The sequence below is a fragment of the Streptomyces aurantiaciflavus genome (assembly GCF_049808595.1).
GTDB lineage: Bacteria > Actinomycetota > Actinomycetes > Streptomycetales > Streptomycetaceae > Streptomyces.
The window spans coordinates 28368-43903 of record NZ_JBNCAQ010000056.1 but is presented as its reverse complement, the minus strand read 5'-3'; the positions used below and the strand labels follow the sequence as shown (position 1 = coordinate 43903).

Sequence of the window (15536 nt, the reverse complement as noted above, 5' to 3'; positions counted from 1 at the left end):
CGTTACGGCGTGGAGAAGCTGCCTCGCCCCGGAGGCGAGGGGCCGTCGGTGCGGACGCCGCCCGTGACCCGCAGGAACTCCAGCTTTTCCGCGTCGGCGGAACCCGCGGCCACCGTGTAGACGACGAGGCGGATGTCGCAGCCCGGGACGGTGAGCACGTCGCAGTCGCACGTCACCTCGCCGACCTGGGGGTGCAGGATGGTTTTGCGGGCCGAGACGTGCGGTCCGACCGCACCCTCGTCCCACAGTCGGGTGAACTCCGCGCTGGTGGACCTCAGTTCCTCGACGAGGTCGGTCAGGCCACGGTCGCGGGGGTAGTCGACGAGAGCTGTGCGCAGGTCGGCGACGAGGGCGGGGTTCAGGGCGTCGCCGTCCTGGAGCACGGGCCAGGCCGCGAGCCGGCTGGGCCCTGCGGCGAAGACCGCCCGCGCCAGATTCCGCTCGACGTGTGTCCGTGCGCTGGGGTCGCCCAGCAGCACTGCCCATGCCGGGGTCCAGGACAGCAAGGTCCAGTCGGCGCTGAACACGCCCACGGGGAACTCCCCGAGGCGGGCCAGCATCCGCTGGACCCCCGCCGGAACATGCGTGGAGATCGTCCCCTCCTGGGGCGGGAGCAGGCCGGCCAGCCGGTAGGCGTGATCGCGCTCCATGGGCTGCAGCTGCAGTGCCCTGGCCAGGCTCGCGACGACCTGCGCCGAAGGGCTCGTGGCCCGCCCCTGCTCCAGCCGCACCACATAGTCGACCGACAGCCCCGCGAGCTCGGCCAGTTCCTCGCGTCGCAGCCCCACCGCACGTCGTCCGGGCCGCGAAGGCCGCCCGACGTCGAGGGGAGAAAGCCGGTCGCGCCAGCGGCGCAATGCCGTGCCCAGGGTCTCGTCCACTCGGCCATTGTCTCCGCCGGACAGCCGTTGTGCCTGGTACTGGCAGTCCTACCGTCGCAGAGGGCACTGGTTGTCCTCTCGTCGCGGGCCGAAGGTGAACGCATGACAACAACGTTCATCACAGGAGCCAACAAGTCCCTCGGGTACGAGACCGCCCGCCGCCTGATCGAGGCCGGCCACACCGTCCTCGTCGGCGCGCGTGATCCGGAGCGCGGCCAGGCGGCCGCCGACGCACTCGGTGCCCGTTTCGTCCAGATCGACGTGACCGACGACGCGTCGGTGGCTGCGGCCGCCGCCGACATCGAGGCTCGCGAGGGCGGCATCGACGTCCTGATCAACAACGCGGGTGTCTTCGGGACACACAGTCCCGCCGACCAGATCACGGCCGCCGACGCGAGCACAGTCTTCGAAGTCAACGTCGTCGGGATCGTCCGGGTGACGCACGCGTTCCTGCCGCTGCTGCGCAAGTCCGCGAACCCGGTCATCGTCAATGTCTCCAGCGGCATGGGGTCGTTCGCGGCCACCCACGACACCGGGCGCGTCGAGGGCCGGGCCGTCGCGCCGCTCTACACGGCGTCGAAGGCCGCCGTGACCATGCTGACCACGCAGTACGCGAAGTCCTGGCCGGACGTGAAGGTGAACGCGGCCGACCCGGGCTACACCGCGACCGACTTCAACGGACACAGCGGCCCGCAGACGGTGACCGAGGGGACCGACGCGATCGTCGAACTCGCCACCATCGGGGCGGACGGACCGACCGGCACCTTCCGTGACCGTCACGGTGAGATGGCCTGGTGATCCACCCCTGAATTCGGGGCGTGCCCGGCACGGACGAGGACGCCGGAGTGCGGTTGCGAGGCAGTGGGTCGCCTCCGGGCCCTCGGATCGTTCCGCGCCCCGGACGCGACCCGCGGGAGGACGGTGATCCACGGGACGGAACCGGCGCGCAACCACAAGTTCGGCGAGCCGCCGGTTCCGGGTCTCGCTTCCGGTTGTGTAGTCTGCCGCTCTATAACGACTGTCATAGGAGTTGGCATGACGATCATCACCGTGAACGCCCCGAAGGGGCGCCTGGGTCTCGACCAGCGCCGTGCGTTGGCCGAGACGCTGACCGACGCGGTGTTGGTGCCCGAGGTCGGGCAGCACGCTCCGGCCGCCAGGGCCGGGTTCCAGGTGCACTTCGTCGAGCGCGAGCGGGACATGATGGCCATCGGCGGGCGACTGTTGGCCGACGCCGATCAGGACCTCGACGTCATGGTGATCGACGTCGCGGTCATGGACGCCGCGTGGCAGCGGGACGTGCGGGCCGAGGTGATCGAGCGGGTGCTGGCCGCGCTCGCGGTGGCCTGTGGGCTGGAGAAGCCGTCGCCTGCCTGGTGGGTCAACTTCCGTGTGATCGACGAGGGTAGTTGGGGGTCGTCAGGGGGAGTGCTGTCCATCCTGCCGCTCCTTGAGAGCGGGGTCTTCACCGAGGAGCGGGCCGAGGCCGTGCGCGCGGCACTGGGCGCGTGACGTCAGTCCTCGATCGCGGCGAGGATCAGGGCCTGCAGCTGCTCCGCTGTGTCGTCGAGGGGCTGGGTGCTGCGCTTGGCGCGGCACATGGCCACGGTGCCTTCGACCGCCGCGACGACGAGCGTCGCGAGCTGAGCCGCCTGCCGTGGTTCGGCGCCGTGCTCACGCAGCGACCCGGCCAGCAGGTTCTCCCACTCGGTGAAGACGTCGGCGGCGGCCAGGAGGGCCGCCGGTGGCTCGTCGGCAGGGGGTTCCTCGACGGAGACGGCCAGAACGGGGCAGCCGGCCCGGAAGTCGCTGTCGACGACGATCTTGCGCCACAGTGCAAGGAAGGCGCGAAGTCCGGCGACCGGTCCCGCCTCCAGCGCCTTGCGCAGACTGGCGGCGGTCCATTCGCCCGTGTAGCGGACGGCCTCGGTGACAAGCTGCTGCTTGCCCTCCGGGAAGTAGTGATACGTCGAGCCGAGCGGCGCCCGGGCGTGCTTGGCCGTCTCGCGAATGCTCGTGGCGTTCAGGCCGCGCCGACTGATCATGTCGGCCGCGCCGGCCACGATCCGCTGGCGCACCGCCGTGCTGGACTTGGTCACGGACTGAACCCCTCCTGACCGAACCGGCCATAACGTTCGTCATAGTCTAGTGCCGCGGCAGGCAACGTTTGCCCGTTGAGGAGCGGGGTCGTGGGGGTACCTCCCGCCCGAGCCGTGCGAAGCCGGTTCGAGGGTGGGGGAGCGTGCTCTCGGTGTGCCGGCCGGAAGCCCTCGTACTGGATGTACTTGGGCTTTCGGCCGGTGCGGCGAGAGGGCGTGCCGGGCGTCGCGACGGGGCGAACGTTGCCTGTCGCGGCACTAGGTGCCGACTTCCACATCGGTCTGCCGGACTCCGAGCTCGGCAGGGTCGCCGATGTCGTACCGCCGCCGTTCCGGCCGAGCGTTCTCGCCGGCGCCGATCCGAACGGTGTGGCGGCGAGGACCTTCACCGGCCCCCTGGGCTGTGCCGAGGAGTCGTGGCGGCCCAGGATGGGGCGGGTCGGTGGTCGTGATCGACACCGAACGCCGGGCCTCGATCTCGTACCGGTGTGACTGCTGAGTAAGACATGTGTCATAGTTATAACGAGTGTCATAAAGGGAGAGGTGTGAACCCATGACCCATCCGGTGGTTCTGGTGGCGACGATGGTCGCCAAGCCCGGCCAGGAAGAGCTGGTCGAGAGGACTCTGGCGACGGCAGCGCCCAAGGTGCACGCCGAACCCGGATGCCTGCGGTACGCGCTGCACCGCAAGACGGGTACCACCGGTGAGTTCGTCATGATCGAGAAGTGGGCCTCGCAGGAGGCGCTGGGCGCGCACATGAAGGGGGCCGCGATGCGGGAGGTCGGCGCCGCCCTGGCGCAGGCACTGGCAGGCCCCCCGGACTTGGTCTTCCTGGACGCGATCTCCGCCGGCGACCCGGTCACCGGCGCCGTCTGACCGAGTGCGGCGACCGGGTCGACCGGCACACCGGCCGACCAGGGGTCCCCAGGAAACCGAGGAGCTTTCCCATGAAGAGCCTGATGTTCGTCGCGCCCGGACAACTGCGCTTCGACGAGGTCGACGCCCCCACCATCGTCGCGGGCACGGACGCGCTCGTACGCCCGCTCGCGGCCACGACGTGCGATCTCGACCACCATGTCATCGACGACAAGACGCCGTTCTCCGGATTCGGCCCGTTCCCCATCGGCCACGAGTGCGTGGGCACGGTCGTCGAGGTCGGCCCCGACTGCACGGATGTCGCGGTCGGTGACGTCGTCGGCGTCGCGTGGCACATAGCGTGCGGCAGCTGCGCGCAGTGCGAGCTCGGGCACCCGGCCCGCTGTCTCGTCCACGGCGACGCCCAGTACGGCCTGCCGGTGAACGGGGCCTGGGGCGGGACCTTCGACGAACTCATCCGCGTTCCCTACGCGGACTTCAATCTCGCCAAGCTGCCCGTCGGCGTCGATCCGGTGCACCTGGCGTCGATCGGCGACAACCTCGCCCTCGGCTGGGAGACCGTCATGCCGACCGTCGCCGGGATCTCCGACCCGAAGATCGCGGTGTTCGGCGGGACCGGTTCCATCGGCCTGTACTGCGTCGACGTCGCGGTCCACTGCGCCCGCGCCCGCACCGTGTACTACGACGACGACCCGGTCAGGATGAAGGTCGCCGAGCAGCTCGGCGCCGAGGTCCACGACGTCAACGGCAAGCGGGAGAAGGACTTCCACCTCGCCGTGGACGCCAGTTGTGACGCCGCGCGGCTGCGCAAGGCGCTGCTGTCGGTGATGCCCGAGGGCTACGTCAACAGCGTCGGCATCTACTTCGACGAGGTCCAGCTCCCGCTGCTCGCGCTGTACCAGCGCGGAGTCCACTTCCACAACGGCAAGGGGCACGCGCGGCCGAACATGACGCCGACGCTGGAGGCCGTGGCCGCCGGGACGCTCCATCCCGAGCTGGTCACCAGCGGAGTGTACGGCTGGGACGAGATCCCCGACGTGCTGACCTCAGGCCGCGCCGGCCACAAGCCGATCTTCGTTCTGGAGAAATGAGGCACCGGACCACCGGTCCGTTGTGTCGTTCACCGCTCGAACGGAGGACGTCGAGCTGATCGACGCCATGTTCGAGCGGTGCACGCCCGGTGGCACCGGGCCGCCTTCCCCCTCCACGGACCGACCCGCCGCGCCCGCGGCACACAGACACCCGGAAACGCGATGAACTCGTCTTTGCACCACCACGCCACGACAAGCGATGTCTCCGAACGACCGGCGGCACGGGCGGAACCAGAACACGAACGGGCGGCGATCGCCGCACTGGGCCATGAGCTGCGTGCCCTGGTCGACGCCACCGTCCGGACCGCGGCCTCGCCGGAGACCTTGCACCGCGTGACGGACCAAGTCCGCAGCCTCACCAGGCAGTTGACCGGGCGGCGCCGGGCATGCGCGGAGATACCGTCGGTGGACGAGTTTCCGGGAGGGGTGCGGATGTACAGCCCCGTCACGGGTGCCGGCAGCCCACTCGCACCCCCCATGCGCGTCACGCCGGCCGACGGCGGAGTGGCGGGAACCTGCGTCCTCGGCACAGCCCACGAAGGGCCGCCCGGCTATGGACACGGAGGCATGAGCGCCATGCTCCTCGACGAGCTGATGGGCTGGGCCTGCGCCGCCGCCGGGACGCCGGGGATGACCGTCTCCCTCCAGCTGCGCTACCACCGTCCCGTTCCTCTCGAAACGCCCCTGCGCGTGTTCGCCCAGGTCACCGGAGTCGAGGACCGCAAAACCTCCGTGGGCGGGGTCATCACCACCGAAGACGACCACTCCACGGTCCTGGTGGCAGCGGACGGCGTCTTCGTGTCACCGGACCCCGACCGTGCCCGCGCGCTGTTCCCGAGCCTGCCCGAAACGTGATCTCGCACCGTCCGGGACCGACTGCGGGGCCGCGTTTGGGCGTTTGCGCAGTTCAGAGCCCTGATTGCCGCCTCCAGGTCAGCGAATGGTCAGCATGAGGAGTGCGGTTGTTCCAGGCCGACCCGAGCTGGGCTCGGTCCCGGGCGCAGAGTCGGGGTGTCAGCGTGGCGAGGTGGTCGGGGGCGACCGGGTCACATCTGTCCCTCGCAGGAAGGCACACCCATCTGCTCGAACGAGTGAACGATGAACCATAGGGAGCCCTGGGATCTCGGGGCTCCCGCGTGAGCGGCTGTGCGTGGCGTCAGCGTGCGAACTTTTCGATGGCCTCCGGGGTGACGGGGGTGAAGAAGTTGATGAGGTTGCCGTCGGGGTCGCGGAACAGCAGCGACCGGTTGCCCCAGGGCATCGTGGTGGGCTCGGTGACGAAGTCGGTGACGAAGCCGGTCAGGTTCTGGTGAACGCGGTCCACGTCGTCGACGAGGAACTCGATGATCACGCTGTGGTTGTCCGCCGGGCGGGCAGAGCCCGGGGCGAACAGCGGGACGGTGCGGGTGCCGGCGATCGCGAGGGTTGCGCCCGCGGTCTTGAGTTCGGCGAAGTCCTCGGTGGCCCGTATCGCCTGCAACCCTGTGGCTTGCTCGTAGAACTCGACGAGGCGTGCGACGTCGCTGGTGATGATGCGGATCGAGACGAAGTCCACGGGAATCTCCTTGGCTGTGCTGGAAGGCGTGCACGTCGCAGGCTAGGAGAAATAGTGGACAGAACCGGTCCTGTATTCGCGTTAGGCTGCGAACATGCCTCGCCCCACCGGCCGCGTGCTGACCCTCCTGGAGCTGCTGCAGTCGGGCGGCACCCGGACCGTGGCCGAGCTCGCCGACCGTCTCGGCGTCGAGGGGCGCACTGTGCGGCGGTATGTGGACCAGCTGGTCGACCTGGACGTACCCGTGGAGTCGGTGCGAGGCCGCTACGGCGGGTACCGGCTCGCCCCCGGGTACCGCTTGCCTCCGCTCATGCTCAGCGACGACGAGGCGCTGGCCGTGCTGCTCGGCCTGGTCGCCGGCCGCCGAGCAGGCTTGACGACGAGGGAGCGCACGGCGAACGAGACGGCATCGGCGAAGATCCGGCGGGTGCTGCCCAAGCGCATCGCCCGCCGGCTCGACACACTCCTGGAAGCTCTTGCCTTCACGGATCAGCCCGATGATTTCGACACCCCGGACGCCGAGGTCCTGCTCACCATCGCCGATGCGGTGCGCCACCGCCGACCGGTCTCGATCCGCTACACCGACCGCGACGGACGGCGCAGCGAACGCACACTGCACGCGTACGGGATCGTCGCCCATGCGGGCCGGTGGTACGTCACGGGCAAGGACGCCCAGATCGGCGAGGACCGAACCTTCCGGCTCGATCGCATCGCAGACGCGAGGACCCTGCCCGGCTCATTCCAAGCGCCCGCGGGTCCCGGTCCGGCACAGCGCGTGTTGTCAGGATTCGCCACGGCCGAGTACCGGCATGAGGTGACCTTGCGGATCCACGGGACGGTCGAGCAGATCCGCGCCCACCTTCCCGCCGGCATCGCGAGCCTGGAAGAGCACGAGCCCGCGGCAGGCCAGGACCGGGCGACCGAGCGCTGGCTGCGCGTCGAGCTGCGGGCGGACCGGCTCGACTGGTTGCCTCCGGTACTCGCCTCACTCGACCGGCCGTTCGTCATCGAGCGCCCCTGCGAACTGCGAGACCTCGTCAGCGCGTTCGCCGATCGCCTCGCGTCCTGCGCCCGCCAAACCTGACGGCGACGGAACCAATGTCATGAGACGGCACAGCCAGGCACCGCACGCACCATCTGTCGACGTCGGGCCCCTCAGCTGGTGGACAGCTCCAAACGGATTCGTCGGCCCGCCCGGTGCTACGTCGAGGTGGGCGGGTGCGGGGAGCGGAGCACGAGCAGGGTGATCTCGCTGGGGGCGAAGATGCGGAACGGTGGGCCCCAGAAGCCGGTGCCGCGGCTGGTGTAGAGGAGGGTGCGGGGGCCGTGGTGGCTGAGGCCGGCGAGGGCCGGCTGGTCGATGCGGACCAGGTGGTGGAAGGGCCAGATCTGGCCGCCGTGGGTGTGGCCGGAGAGTTGGAGGTCGATGCCGGCTGCTGCTGCCCGGTCGACGAACTTGGGCTGGTGTGCCAGGAGAAGGACGGGTAGGTCGGGGTCGGCGCCGTTCAAGGCTCCGGCGAGGTGGGCTCGGTGGCCTGCCAGGCCGGAGGACTCGGCGGTGACGTCGTCCACGCCGGCGACCACGAGGGTGTCGCCTCCGCGTTCGAGCAGCAGATGGCGGTTGCGCAGCGGCTCCCAGCCCAGCTCGTCCATCAGGTCGACCCAGCCCTGGGCCTCGCTGTAGTACTCGTGGTTGCCGGTGACGTAGACACGAGCATGGGTGGCCCGCACGGTTCCGAGTGGGGTGGCCTGGGCGCGGCGGCGTTCGGCCGTGCCGTCCGCGATGTCGCCGGTGTGGCAGACCAGGTCGGCTTCCAGGGTGTTCACCGTCTCGCACACCCGCTCCGACCAGCGGGCGCGATCGAGCGGGCCGTAGTGGGTGTCGGTGATGAGGACGACACGCAGGCCGTCCAACCCGGCGCCCAGTCGCGGGAGTTGCATGTCGAGTCGGCGCACGCGTGGGACGCGGCGGGCCTCGGCGTACCCCCAGGCGAGCAGCACGGCGGTCACGCCGAGGACGGCCCACGTGACAATGCGAGCCCGCTCCTGACTCTCGCCGACGCCGGCCACCGTCAGGGCGAGCCGCAAGAAGACGCCGAGCAGAACGGACCAGGTGAACAGAACCCAGCTGGTGCCCAGCAGGGTGTCACCGATGATCGCCGCCCAGTCCTGCTGGCGTCGGCCGTGGCCGCGCACCATCGTCAGCGGCATACATATGAGGCCGAGGACGAACAGGGCGGTGCCGACCAGCGTGACGGGCAGCGGCCAGTGCTGGCCGGTGTACAGGAGCACCCAGCAGGGCACGGCCCACAGCAGGACGGGGGCGATCAGGGGGATGTAGCGCATCAGGCGGTGCACTCGGCTCTGCCGCGGTGCTTGTGCTTCACCGTCGGCGGGTCGGGTGTTGCTGGTGGTGGTCACGCTTCCCCTCCCTGGCCAGGCTGCCGTCTCGCGCACTGTATCCGGTCGCCCTCGGGCCGACCCGGACCGGCGTTCACGGGTGCGGCCCCTTGAGGCGAAGGGGTCTCTGCGGGATGGCAAGACTCCGCCGCCGGCACCTCCCTTGGCATCAGCCGGCGTGAGGGCGCTGTCCGCGGACGCGCTGTTCATGCACGCTGAGAGTGGCTGTCACGCATTGACGCGTCAGGTGCTCCTGGGAAGTGACCCGCCTATGTCTCCCATGTCCCTGATATGCCGTCAGATAAGTCAGCGTTTCGTCAGCATCGGTCCTGGCGCCTTCCGCGAAGAGCGTCCGAGTAGGTGCATGGTCGGCGATGTCACAGCAGCCTGGTTCGCACGAAAACGCAGGCAGGGGCCTTCTCATCAGAGTGAAGCGATGTTCCTCACAATCTTCGAGTGAGGCGCGTGCCAGTTGTAGAGTGAAGACCGCCCTTGACCTGCACAAAGCAGGCAGGGAGCCGTCCTCCAGGAGTCCAAAGTGCTGCGTACTCTGTTCAAGTCCAAGATCCACCGCGCCACCGTCACCCAGGCCGACCTGCACTACGTGGGATCGGTGACCATCGACGCCGATCTGCTGGACGCCGCCGATCTGCTGCCCGGCGAGCTCGTGCACATCGTCGACATCACCAACGGGGCGCGGCTGGAGACGTACGTCATCGAGGGGGAGCGCGGCTCGGGCGTCGTCGGGATCAACGGTGCCGCCGCCCATCTCGTCCATCCCGGAGACCTGGTGATCATCATCAGTTACGCTCAGGTGACCGACGCCGAGGCCCGGGCCCTGAAGCCGCGGGTCGTGCACGTGGACCGCGACAACCGGATCGTGGCTCTGGGCGCCGACCCGGCCGAGCCGGTACCGGGCTCCGACCAGGAGCGCAGCCCCCAGGCCGTGTCCGTCTGACCGTCCGAGCCACCGCGCCCACCGCACCCATCGCACCAGGAGCGTGCCCATGAGCGACATCCGGATCCGCGACGACCGGGCGGCCGGCCGCCTCGAAGCCCTCGGCGAGGGCGACGAAGTGGTGGGCCGCATCGAGTACTTCGTGCTGGAGTCGCCCGGGCGCGCCCTGGTCCCGGTGCACACCATCGTCGAACCGGCCCACGAGGGCAAGGGCATCGCGGGCTCGCTGGCCCGCGAGCTGTACACGATCTCCGCCCGCGAGGAGACCCCCGTCGCCCCTCTCTGCCCGTACGTCGTGAAGTGGGCCGAGCGTCACCCCGATGAGGCCCCGGCGGCCGACCCCGGGCTGCTCGCCGCCGCCAAGGACTGGCTGCGCGCGCACCCCGGAAGGTTCTGACCCGGTGGCCCTGGCCCTGCTGCACACCTCACCCCTGCACGTGCCGGTCTTCGACGCCCTGCGCGACGAGACCCAACCGGACCTGGAACTACGGCACTTCGTCGACGAGGGCCTGCTGGCACGCGCGCGTGAGCTGGGCCCCGAGGCGGTCGCCGCCGACGTACGGACCGCTGTGGCCCGGGCCGCCGCGGACGGCGCCGAGGCTGTGCTGTGCACCTGCTCGACCATCGGCGCGGTGGCCGAGGCGGCCGCCTCCGTGACGAACGGCGTCCCCGTCCTGCGCGGCGACCGCCCGATGGCCGCCGCCGCGGTGGCTGCCGGGGAACGCGTCGTCGTCCTGGCGACCGTGGAGAGCACCTTCGCCCCGACCTCCGACCTGATCAGGGAGGAGGCCCACCGCGCGGGCCGGGCCGTCACGATCCGCACCCTGCTGGTCGACGGCGCCTGGGACCGCTTCGAGGCGGGCGACACCGAGATGTGCGCCCGGCTCGTCGCGGACGCCGCCGACACGGTCACCGACGCCGACGCGATCGTCCTGGCGCAGGGCTCCATGGCCCCGGCGCAGCACCTCGTCCGGACCACGGTGCCGGTGCTCTCCAGCCCCCGGCCGGCGCTGGCGGCGGGGGCGGAGGCGGCGCGGCGCCGCTGAGCCCGCCCACCGGCCGCACCCGGAAAGCCCCGGTCGGCTGCCGCACCCGGGCCTCGGTCGGCCGCCGGACCGGGCCTCGGTCGGCTGCCGCACCCGGGCCTCGGTCGGCCGCCGGCCCCGGCCAGTCGCCGCACCCGGAAAAGATCCGGCCGGCCGCATCCGGAAAACGTCCGGTCGGCTGCATCCGGAACAAGCCCAGCCGACCGCACCCGGAAAAGGCCCGGCCGGGCGCACCCGCTGCCACCACCGGGTGACTGTCCGCGCCGCCCCCGGGTACGCGGGGGAGTAGTCCAGAGCCACGCTTCACCACTGGCCGGAGGACACGATGACCGACCCGCACCCCGACCCCGTCCAGCCTCCACCGACACCGGGCCCGGCACCCGAGCCGTATCCCACCCCGGTGCCACCCCCCGAACCACCCCCGGGCCCCGAACCCACCCCGCAGCCACCACCCCCACACCCGGGACCGCCCCCGGAACCCTCCCCGTCCCCGATTCCCCCGGGCCCGGAGCCGGTCCCGAACCCGGAGCCGGGACCGCCCCTCACCTGACCGGCCGTGCGCGCGGGCGGTGGGCGCCGCGACATCGTCGCCCACCGCAACGCCGTCAGGGGCCGGGCGCTACGCCGGCACCTCCGACCGGTCCCCACCCCACAAGGTGTGGAACGAACCCTCCTGGTCCACCCTCCGATACGTGTGCGCCCCGAAGAAGTCCCGCTGCCCCTGCGTGAGCGCCGCGGGCAACCGCTCCGCACGCAGCGCGTCGTAGTAGGCGAGGGCGGCGGCGAACCCCGGGGTGGGGACGCCCTGCCTGGTCGCGGCGACCAGCACCTCACGCCACGCGTCCTGCGCGGCGGCGATCTCCGAGGCGAACGTCTCGTCGGACAGCAGACTCGGCAGATCCCGCCGCGCGTCGTACGCCGCCCGGATCCGGTCGAGGAAGGCCGCACGGATGATGCACCCCCCGCGCCAGATCGCCGAGACGGCACCGAGGTCGATGTCCCAGCCGTACTCCTCGCTGCCCGCCGCGATCTCGTGGAAGCCCTGCGTGTACGACACGATCTTCGAGGCGTACAGCGCCTGTTCCACCCGGTCGGCGAAGGCCGCCGCGTCGGCCTCGTCGAGCGCGGCCGGGGTCGGCCCGGCGAGCCCCCGGGCGGCCTCCCGCAGCGGCGCGTGCCCCGACAACGACCGCGCGAAGACGGCCTCCGCGATGCCCGACACCGGGACGCCCAGATCCAGCGCGATCTGCACGGTCCAGCGGCCCGTGCCCTTCTGCTCCGCCTGGTCGACCACCACGTCCACGAAGGGCTTCCCCGTCGCCGCGTCCACGTGCGACAGCACCTCGGCCGTGATCTCGATCAGATAGGAGTCCAGCCGCCCGGTGTTCCAGGTGCGGAAGACCTCCGCGATCTGCGCGGGGGAGTACCCGGCGACGTCCCGCAGCAGCTGGTACGCCTCGCCGATCAGCTGCATGTCGGCGTACTCGATGCCGTTGTGGACCATCTTCACGAAGTGCCCGGCGCCGTCGGGGCCGACGTGCGTCACACAGGGCGCCCCGTCGGCCGCCTTCGCCGAGATCTTCTCCAGCATCGGGCCCAGGGACTCGTACGACTCCGTGGAGCCGCCGGGCATGATGCTCGGTCCGTGCAGCGCGCCCTCCTCGCCCCCGGAGATGCCGGTGCCGACGAAGTGGATGCCGCGCTCGCGCAGTTCGCGTTCCCGGCGCCGGGTGTCGGCGAAGTGCGCGTTGCCGCCGTCGATGATCATGTCCCCGGGCTCCAGGAGCGGGGCGAACTCGTGGATCACGGCGTCGGTCGGCTCCCCGGCCTTCACCATGACGACCAGGCGGCGGGGCCGCTCCAGGGCCGCCACGAACTCCTTGGCGGTCTCGGCCGCGACGAAGTCGCCCTCGTGCCCGAACTCCTCGACCAGGGCGTGCGTGCGCGCCACCGTCCGGTTGTGCACCGCGACCGTATAGCCGTTGCGCGCGAAGTTCCGGGCGAGGTTGCGGCCCATGACCGCGAGTCCCGTGACGCCGATCTGGGCTGAAGTGCTCATACCGTTGGCTCCTCAAGGGTCTGTGCTCGGTGGTGCCGGTCGTTCCCCCGCCGGTGTCGTCCCGCCGACCATCCTGTCGCGACCGTACGCCGACCGCACGTGTCCGGGCCGCGTGCCGTCCCGAACGGACATACGCGGCACCCGCCCCATCCGCCCCGGACATCGCGCAACAGGGGTGGATTCCCGGTCGAGTTGAGCCAGGGCGGCCGATAGTCGTCTTGTCCCGGCCGGTTGGCGGCCCTTACTTTTGCCCCTCCTGACGCATGTCGAGGGGGATCTTCATGGCCGTACGCGGCCGGCACCGCCGGTATCAGCCGAACAGGATCAACCGGGCCTCACTCACCGTCACGGCGGGCGGCGCCGGCATGGCGATACCGCTCATGGGCGCAGGCCTCGCCGAGGCGGCCGACGTGGACACCTGGGACAAGGTCGCCGCGTGCGAGTCGAGCAACGACTGGAACACCGACACCGGCAACGGCTACTACGGCGGGCTGCAGTTCACCCAGTCCACCTGGGAGGCGTACGGCGGCACCAAGTACGCGCCGCGCGCCGATCTCGCCACCAAGGACCAGCAGATCGCCGTCGCGGAGAAGGTGCTGGAGGGGCAGGGGCCCGGCGCCTGGCCGGCCTGCTCGGTCCGCGCCGGACTCACCCGGGGCGGCGACACCCCCGACATCCACCCGACCGGCACGTCCGCACAGTCCGCCAAGAGCTCGCTGAAGGACGTACAGCCGCAGACCACGCCCCAGTCGCGGGCGGGCACCGCCGAGACGTACACGGTCGTCCGCGGCGACACCCTCTCCGGCATCGCCGACGAACAGGACGTCCGCGGCGGCTGGCGGCGGCTGTACGCCGCCAACCGGACGACCATCGGGGCCGACCCCGACCTGATCGTGCCCGGCCAGCGGCTGAAGCTGCGTGGCCAGGCGACCTCCACGACCACGTCCCCCGGCAGCACCTCGGGCACCTCCGGCTCCCGGACGGAGAGGTCCTCCTCGGACACGGAGAAGAAGAGCACCGGGAAGAAGACGTCGGCCGGCCACGCCCTCGTCGCCCCGGTCGGCGCCGGCACGGGCACGCCGTACCACGCGACGGGTTCCTCCTGGTCGAAGGGCTACCACACCGGCGTCGACTTCCCCGTGCCCACCGGCACGTCCGTGAAGGCCGTCGCGTCGGGCACGGTGGTCACCGCGGGCTGGGGCGGCTCCTTCGGCTACCAGGTGGTGATCCGGCACTCCGACGGCCGCTACTCGCAGTACGCGCACCTGTCGGCGATCTCCGTACGGGACGGCCAGTCGGTGGGCGCCGGCCAGCGCATCGGCCGTTCCGGCTCCACCGGCAACAGCACGGGCCCGCATCTGCACTTCGAGGTGCGGACGGGGCCCGGTTTCGGTTCGGACATCGACCCGGTCGCCTATCTCCGGGCCGGCGGCGTCAGGATCTGATCCGCTCGCGGTACCGCTCGGGGAGGGTCAGCGGCAGGTACGGGCCGCCGTAGAACGGCCCGTACAGCGGCGGAGGTTCGGAAACCTGCGCCGAGACCGCCACCGGCTCCTCCACGGCCTGGGCCGGCAGCACGAGCACGACGTCCTCGCGGACCTCGTCCAGCGCCTTCTCCAGCCGCGCCACGACCGGCTCCTGCGGGAAACCGCCGGGCAGGTCGGCCGCGGGCGTCGTCGCCGGCTCCGCCGTCTGCGTGCCCGCGAGCCGCTCGGTGGTCAGCAGGATCAGGCCACCCGCCGCCACCACACCGCAGCTCAGCGCGAGCGCGGTGCCCGTGGTGCCGTAGCGGAAGGTCTCGCCGAACATCGTGATGCCGACCGCGGCCGCGACCACCGGGTTCACCACGGTCAGCGTCGCGAGCGGGGCCGCGAGGCCGCCGCCCTTGTAGGAGGCCTGCGACAGCAGCATGCCTGCCGTGGCCAGGACGCCGATCACGGCGAGGGAGGGCAGGTCGGCCGCCGAGACGCCGCCGGTCCAGTCGACCGCGACCGTCTTGGTGAACACGGAGGACATGCCGAAGGCTATGCCGGACGCGGTCGCCAGCAGCATGCTGCGGACCGCGGGGTGACGGTGCGCGGCCCGCCCGGCGATCATCAGGGCCACCACCGCGCCGCCGGTGACGAGGGCCGCGCCTATGCGCTGCGGGGTGCTGAGCGACTGCGCGTCGGAGGCGCCGACCAGGGAGAGCAGACCGGCCAGACCGACCGTCGCCATGATGGCGCCCCGCCAGGCCGTCGCCCCGGCCTTGCGGCCCACGAACAGCGCCGCCATCGGCAGCGCGAACACGATGGTCAGCGCGCCCAGGGGCTGGACGAGACTGAGGGGGCCGTAGGCGAGCGCCACCACGTGCAGCAGTCCGCCGAGGCCGTTCAGCGCGACCGCCGCCCACCAGCCCGGCCGGCGCAGCGGTGCGTACTGTTCGTCGGGGTGGGACACCGCGACCTGCTCCTGCACGATCGCCCCGCCCGCGTAGGCGACGGCGGAGACGAGCGACAGCACCACGGACAACGCGAGGGCGCTCATGAGCTGTTCCTCTGCGTGAGGCGGGGGCCGGGGGCCCGGCGCGG

The 15536-nt window shown here is 71.2% G+C and carries 16 protein-coding genes; 10 read left to right on the top strand and 6 right to left on the bottom strand.

The features are described 5' to 3' along the window. Positions 1 to 2: 2 nt before the first annotated feature. Positions 3 to 881 (bottom strand): helix-turn-helix transcriptional regulator, encoded by an 879-nt coding sequence (locus ACPT94_RS40220; RefSeq protein WP_425245201.1) that lies wholly within the window; start codon positions 879 to 881, stop codon positions 3 to 5. Between the two features lie 102 nt (positions 882 to 983). Here ACPT94_RS40220 and ACPT94_RS40215 point away from each other — a divergent pair, with 102 nt between their 5' ends. Together ACPT94_RS40215 and ACPT94_RS40210 are read left to right on the top strand one after the other, a co-directional pair. Then, on the top strand, positions 984 to 1679 hold the full coding sequence (locus tag ACPT94_RS40215) for an SDR family NAD(P)-dependent oxidoreductase (protein WP_360352392.1): 696 nt from the start codon (positions 984 to 986) through the stop codon (positions 1677 to 1679). Between the two features lie 237 nt (positions 1680 to 1916). Then, a complete protein-coding gene (locus tag ACPT94_RS40210; RefSeq protein ID WP_425248014.1) occupies positions 1917 to 2393 on the top strand; it encodes a tautomerase family protein in 477 nt (158 codons plus the stop codon). 2 nt (positions 2394 to 2395) lie between these two features. Here the strand turns inward: ACPT94_RS40210 and ACPT94_RS40205 are convergent, their stop codons facing one another. After that, positions 2396 to 2980, bottom strand: a complete 585-nt coding sequence (locus tag ACPT94_RS40205) for a TetR/AcrR family transcriptional regulator (RefSeq protein ID WP_425248013.1) — start codon at positions 2978 to 2980, stop codon at positions 2396 to 2398. Between the two features lie 553 nt (positions 2981 to 3533). On the opposite strand from ACPT94_RS40205, the gene ACPT94_RS40200 reads away from it, so the two are divergent. The 3 genes from ACPT94_RS40200 to ACPT94_RS40190 all read left to right on the top strand — a co-directional run bounded on the left by ACPT94_RS40200 (position 3534) and on the right by ACPT94_RS40190 (position 5803). Next, positions 3534 to 3857, top strand: a complete 324-nt coding sequence (locus tag ACPT94_RS40200) for a putative quinol monooxygenase (protein ID WP_425248012.1) — start codon at positions 3534 to 3536, stop codon at positions 3855 to 3857. A 71-nt stretch (positions 3858 to 3928) separates the two neighbouring features. After that, a complete protein-coding gene (locus ACPT94_RS40195; RefSeq protein ID WP_425248011.1) occupies positions 3929 to 4948 on the top strand; it encodes a zinc-dependent alcohol dehydrogenase in 1020 nt (339 codons plus the stop codon). 567 nt (positions 4949 to 5515) lie between these two features. Next, entirely contained in the window at positions 5516 to 5803 is a 288-nt protein-coding gene (locus tag ACPT94_RS40190) for a PaaI family thioesterase (RefSeq protein ID WP_425248010.1), read from the top strand. A gap of 301 nt (positions 5804 to 6104) precedes the next feature. On the opposite strand, the gene ACPT94_RS40185 is transcribed toward ACPT94_RS40190, so the two are convergent. Next, positions 6105 to 6503, bottom strand: a complete 399-nt coding sequence (locus ACPT94_RS40185; protein ID WP_360345275.1) for a VOC family protein — start codon at positions 6501 to 6503, stop codon at positions 6105 to 6107. 94 nt (positions 6504 to 6597) lie between these two features. Between ACPT94_RS40185 and ACPT94_RS40180 the strand changes: the two genes are divergently transcribed. Further along, the gene (locus ACPT94_RS40180) at positions 6598 to 7587 is read left to right on the top strand and encodes a helix-turn-helix transcriptional regulator (RefSeq protein ID WP_360345273.1); all 990 of its coding nucleotides are present in this window, start codon (positions 6598 to 6600) and stop codon (positions 7585 to 7587) included. Positions 7588 to 7703: 116 nt separating this feature from the next. Here the strand turns inward: ACPT94_RS40180 and ACPT94_RS40175 are convergent, their stop codons facing one another. Continuing rightward, a complete protein-coding gene (locus ACPT94_RS40175) occupies positions 7704 to 8924 on the bottom strand; it encodes a metallophosphoesterase (protein ID WP_425248009.1) in 1221 nt (406 codons plus the stop codon). Positions 8925 to 9441: 517 nt separating this feature from the next. Here ACPT94_RS40175 and panD point away from each other — a divergent pair. Genes panD through ACPT94_RS40160 form a run of 3 tightly spaced genes read left to right on the top strand, consistent with a single transcriptional unit; the run spans position 9442 to position 10907 of the window. Continuing rightward, positions 9442 to 9861 (top strand): aspartate 1-decarboxylase, encoded by a 420-nt coding sequence (gene panD / locus ACPT94_RS40170; protein ID WP_360345269.1) that lies wholly within the window; start codon positions 9442 to 9444, stop codon positions 9859 to 9861. Positions 9862 to 9910: 49 nt separating this feature from the next. Continuing rightward, the gene (locus tag ACPT94_RS40165) at positions 9911 to 10258 is read left to right on the top strand and encodes a GNAT family N-acetyltransferase (RefSeq protein WP_425248008.1); all 348 of its coding nucleotides are present in this window, start codon (positions 9911 to 9913) and stop codon (positions 10256 to 10258) included. Between the two features lie 4 nt (positions 10259 to 10262). Beyond that, positions 10263 to 10907: an aspartate/glutamate racemase family protein gene (locus ACPT94_RS40160; protein ID WP_360345265.1), complete on the top strand. Its 645-nt coding sequence runs from the start codon at positions 10263 to 10265 to the stop codon at positions 10905 to 10907. Positions 10908 to 11526: 619 nt separating this feature from the next. Here ACPT94_RS40160 and gndA read toward each other — a convergent pair. Further along, positions 11527 to 12966 (bottom strand): NADP-dependent phosphogluconate dehydrogenase, encoded by a 1440-nt coding sequence (gene gndA / locus ACPT94_RS40155; RefSeq protein WP_360345263.1) that lies wholly within the window; start codon positions 12964 to 12966, stop codon positions 11527 to 11529. Between the two features lie 281 nt (positions 12967 to 13247). Here gndA and ACPT94_RS40150 point away from each other — a divergent pair, with 281 nt between their 5' ends. Further along, positions 13248 to 14411 carry a transglycosylase family protein gene (locus ACPT94_RS40150; RefSeq protein WP_425248007.1) on the top strand — a complete coding sequence of 388 codons (1164 nt, stop codon included), beginning with the start codon at positions 13248 to 13250 and terminating at the stop codon, positions 14409 to 14411. Here the strand turns inward: ACPT94_RS40150 and ACPT94_RS40145 are convergent. Continuing rightward, positions 14401 to 15492 (bottom strand): DMT family transporter, encoded by a 1092-nt coding sequence (locus ACPT94_RS40145; protein ID WP_360345259.1) that lies wholly within the window; start codon positions 15490 to 15492, stop codon positions 14401 to 14403. The genes ACPT94_RS40150 and ACPT94_RS40145 overlap by 11 nt on opposite strands. Positions 15493 to 15536: the final 44 nt, after the last annotated feature.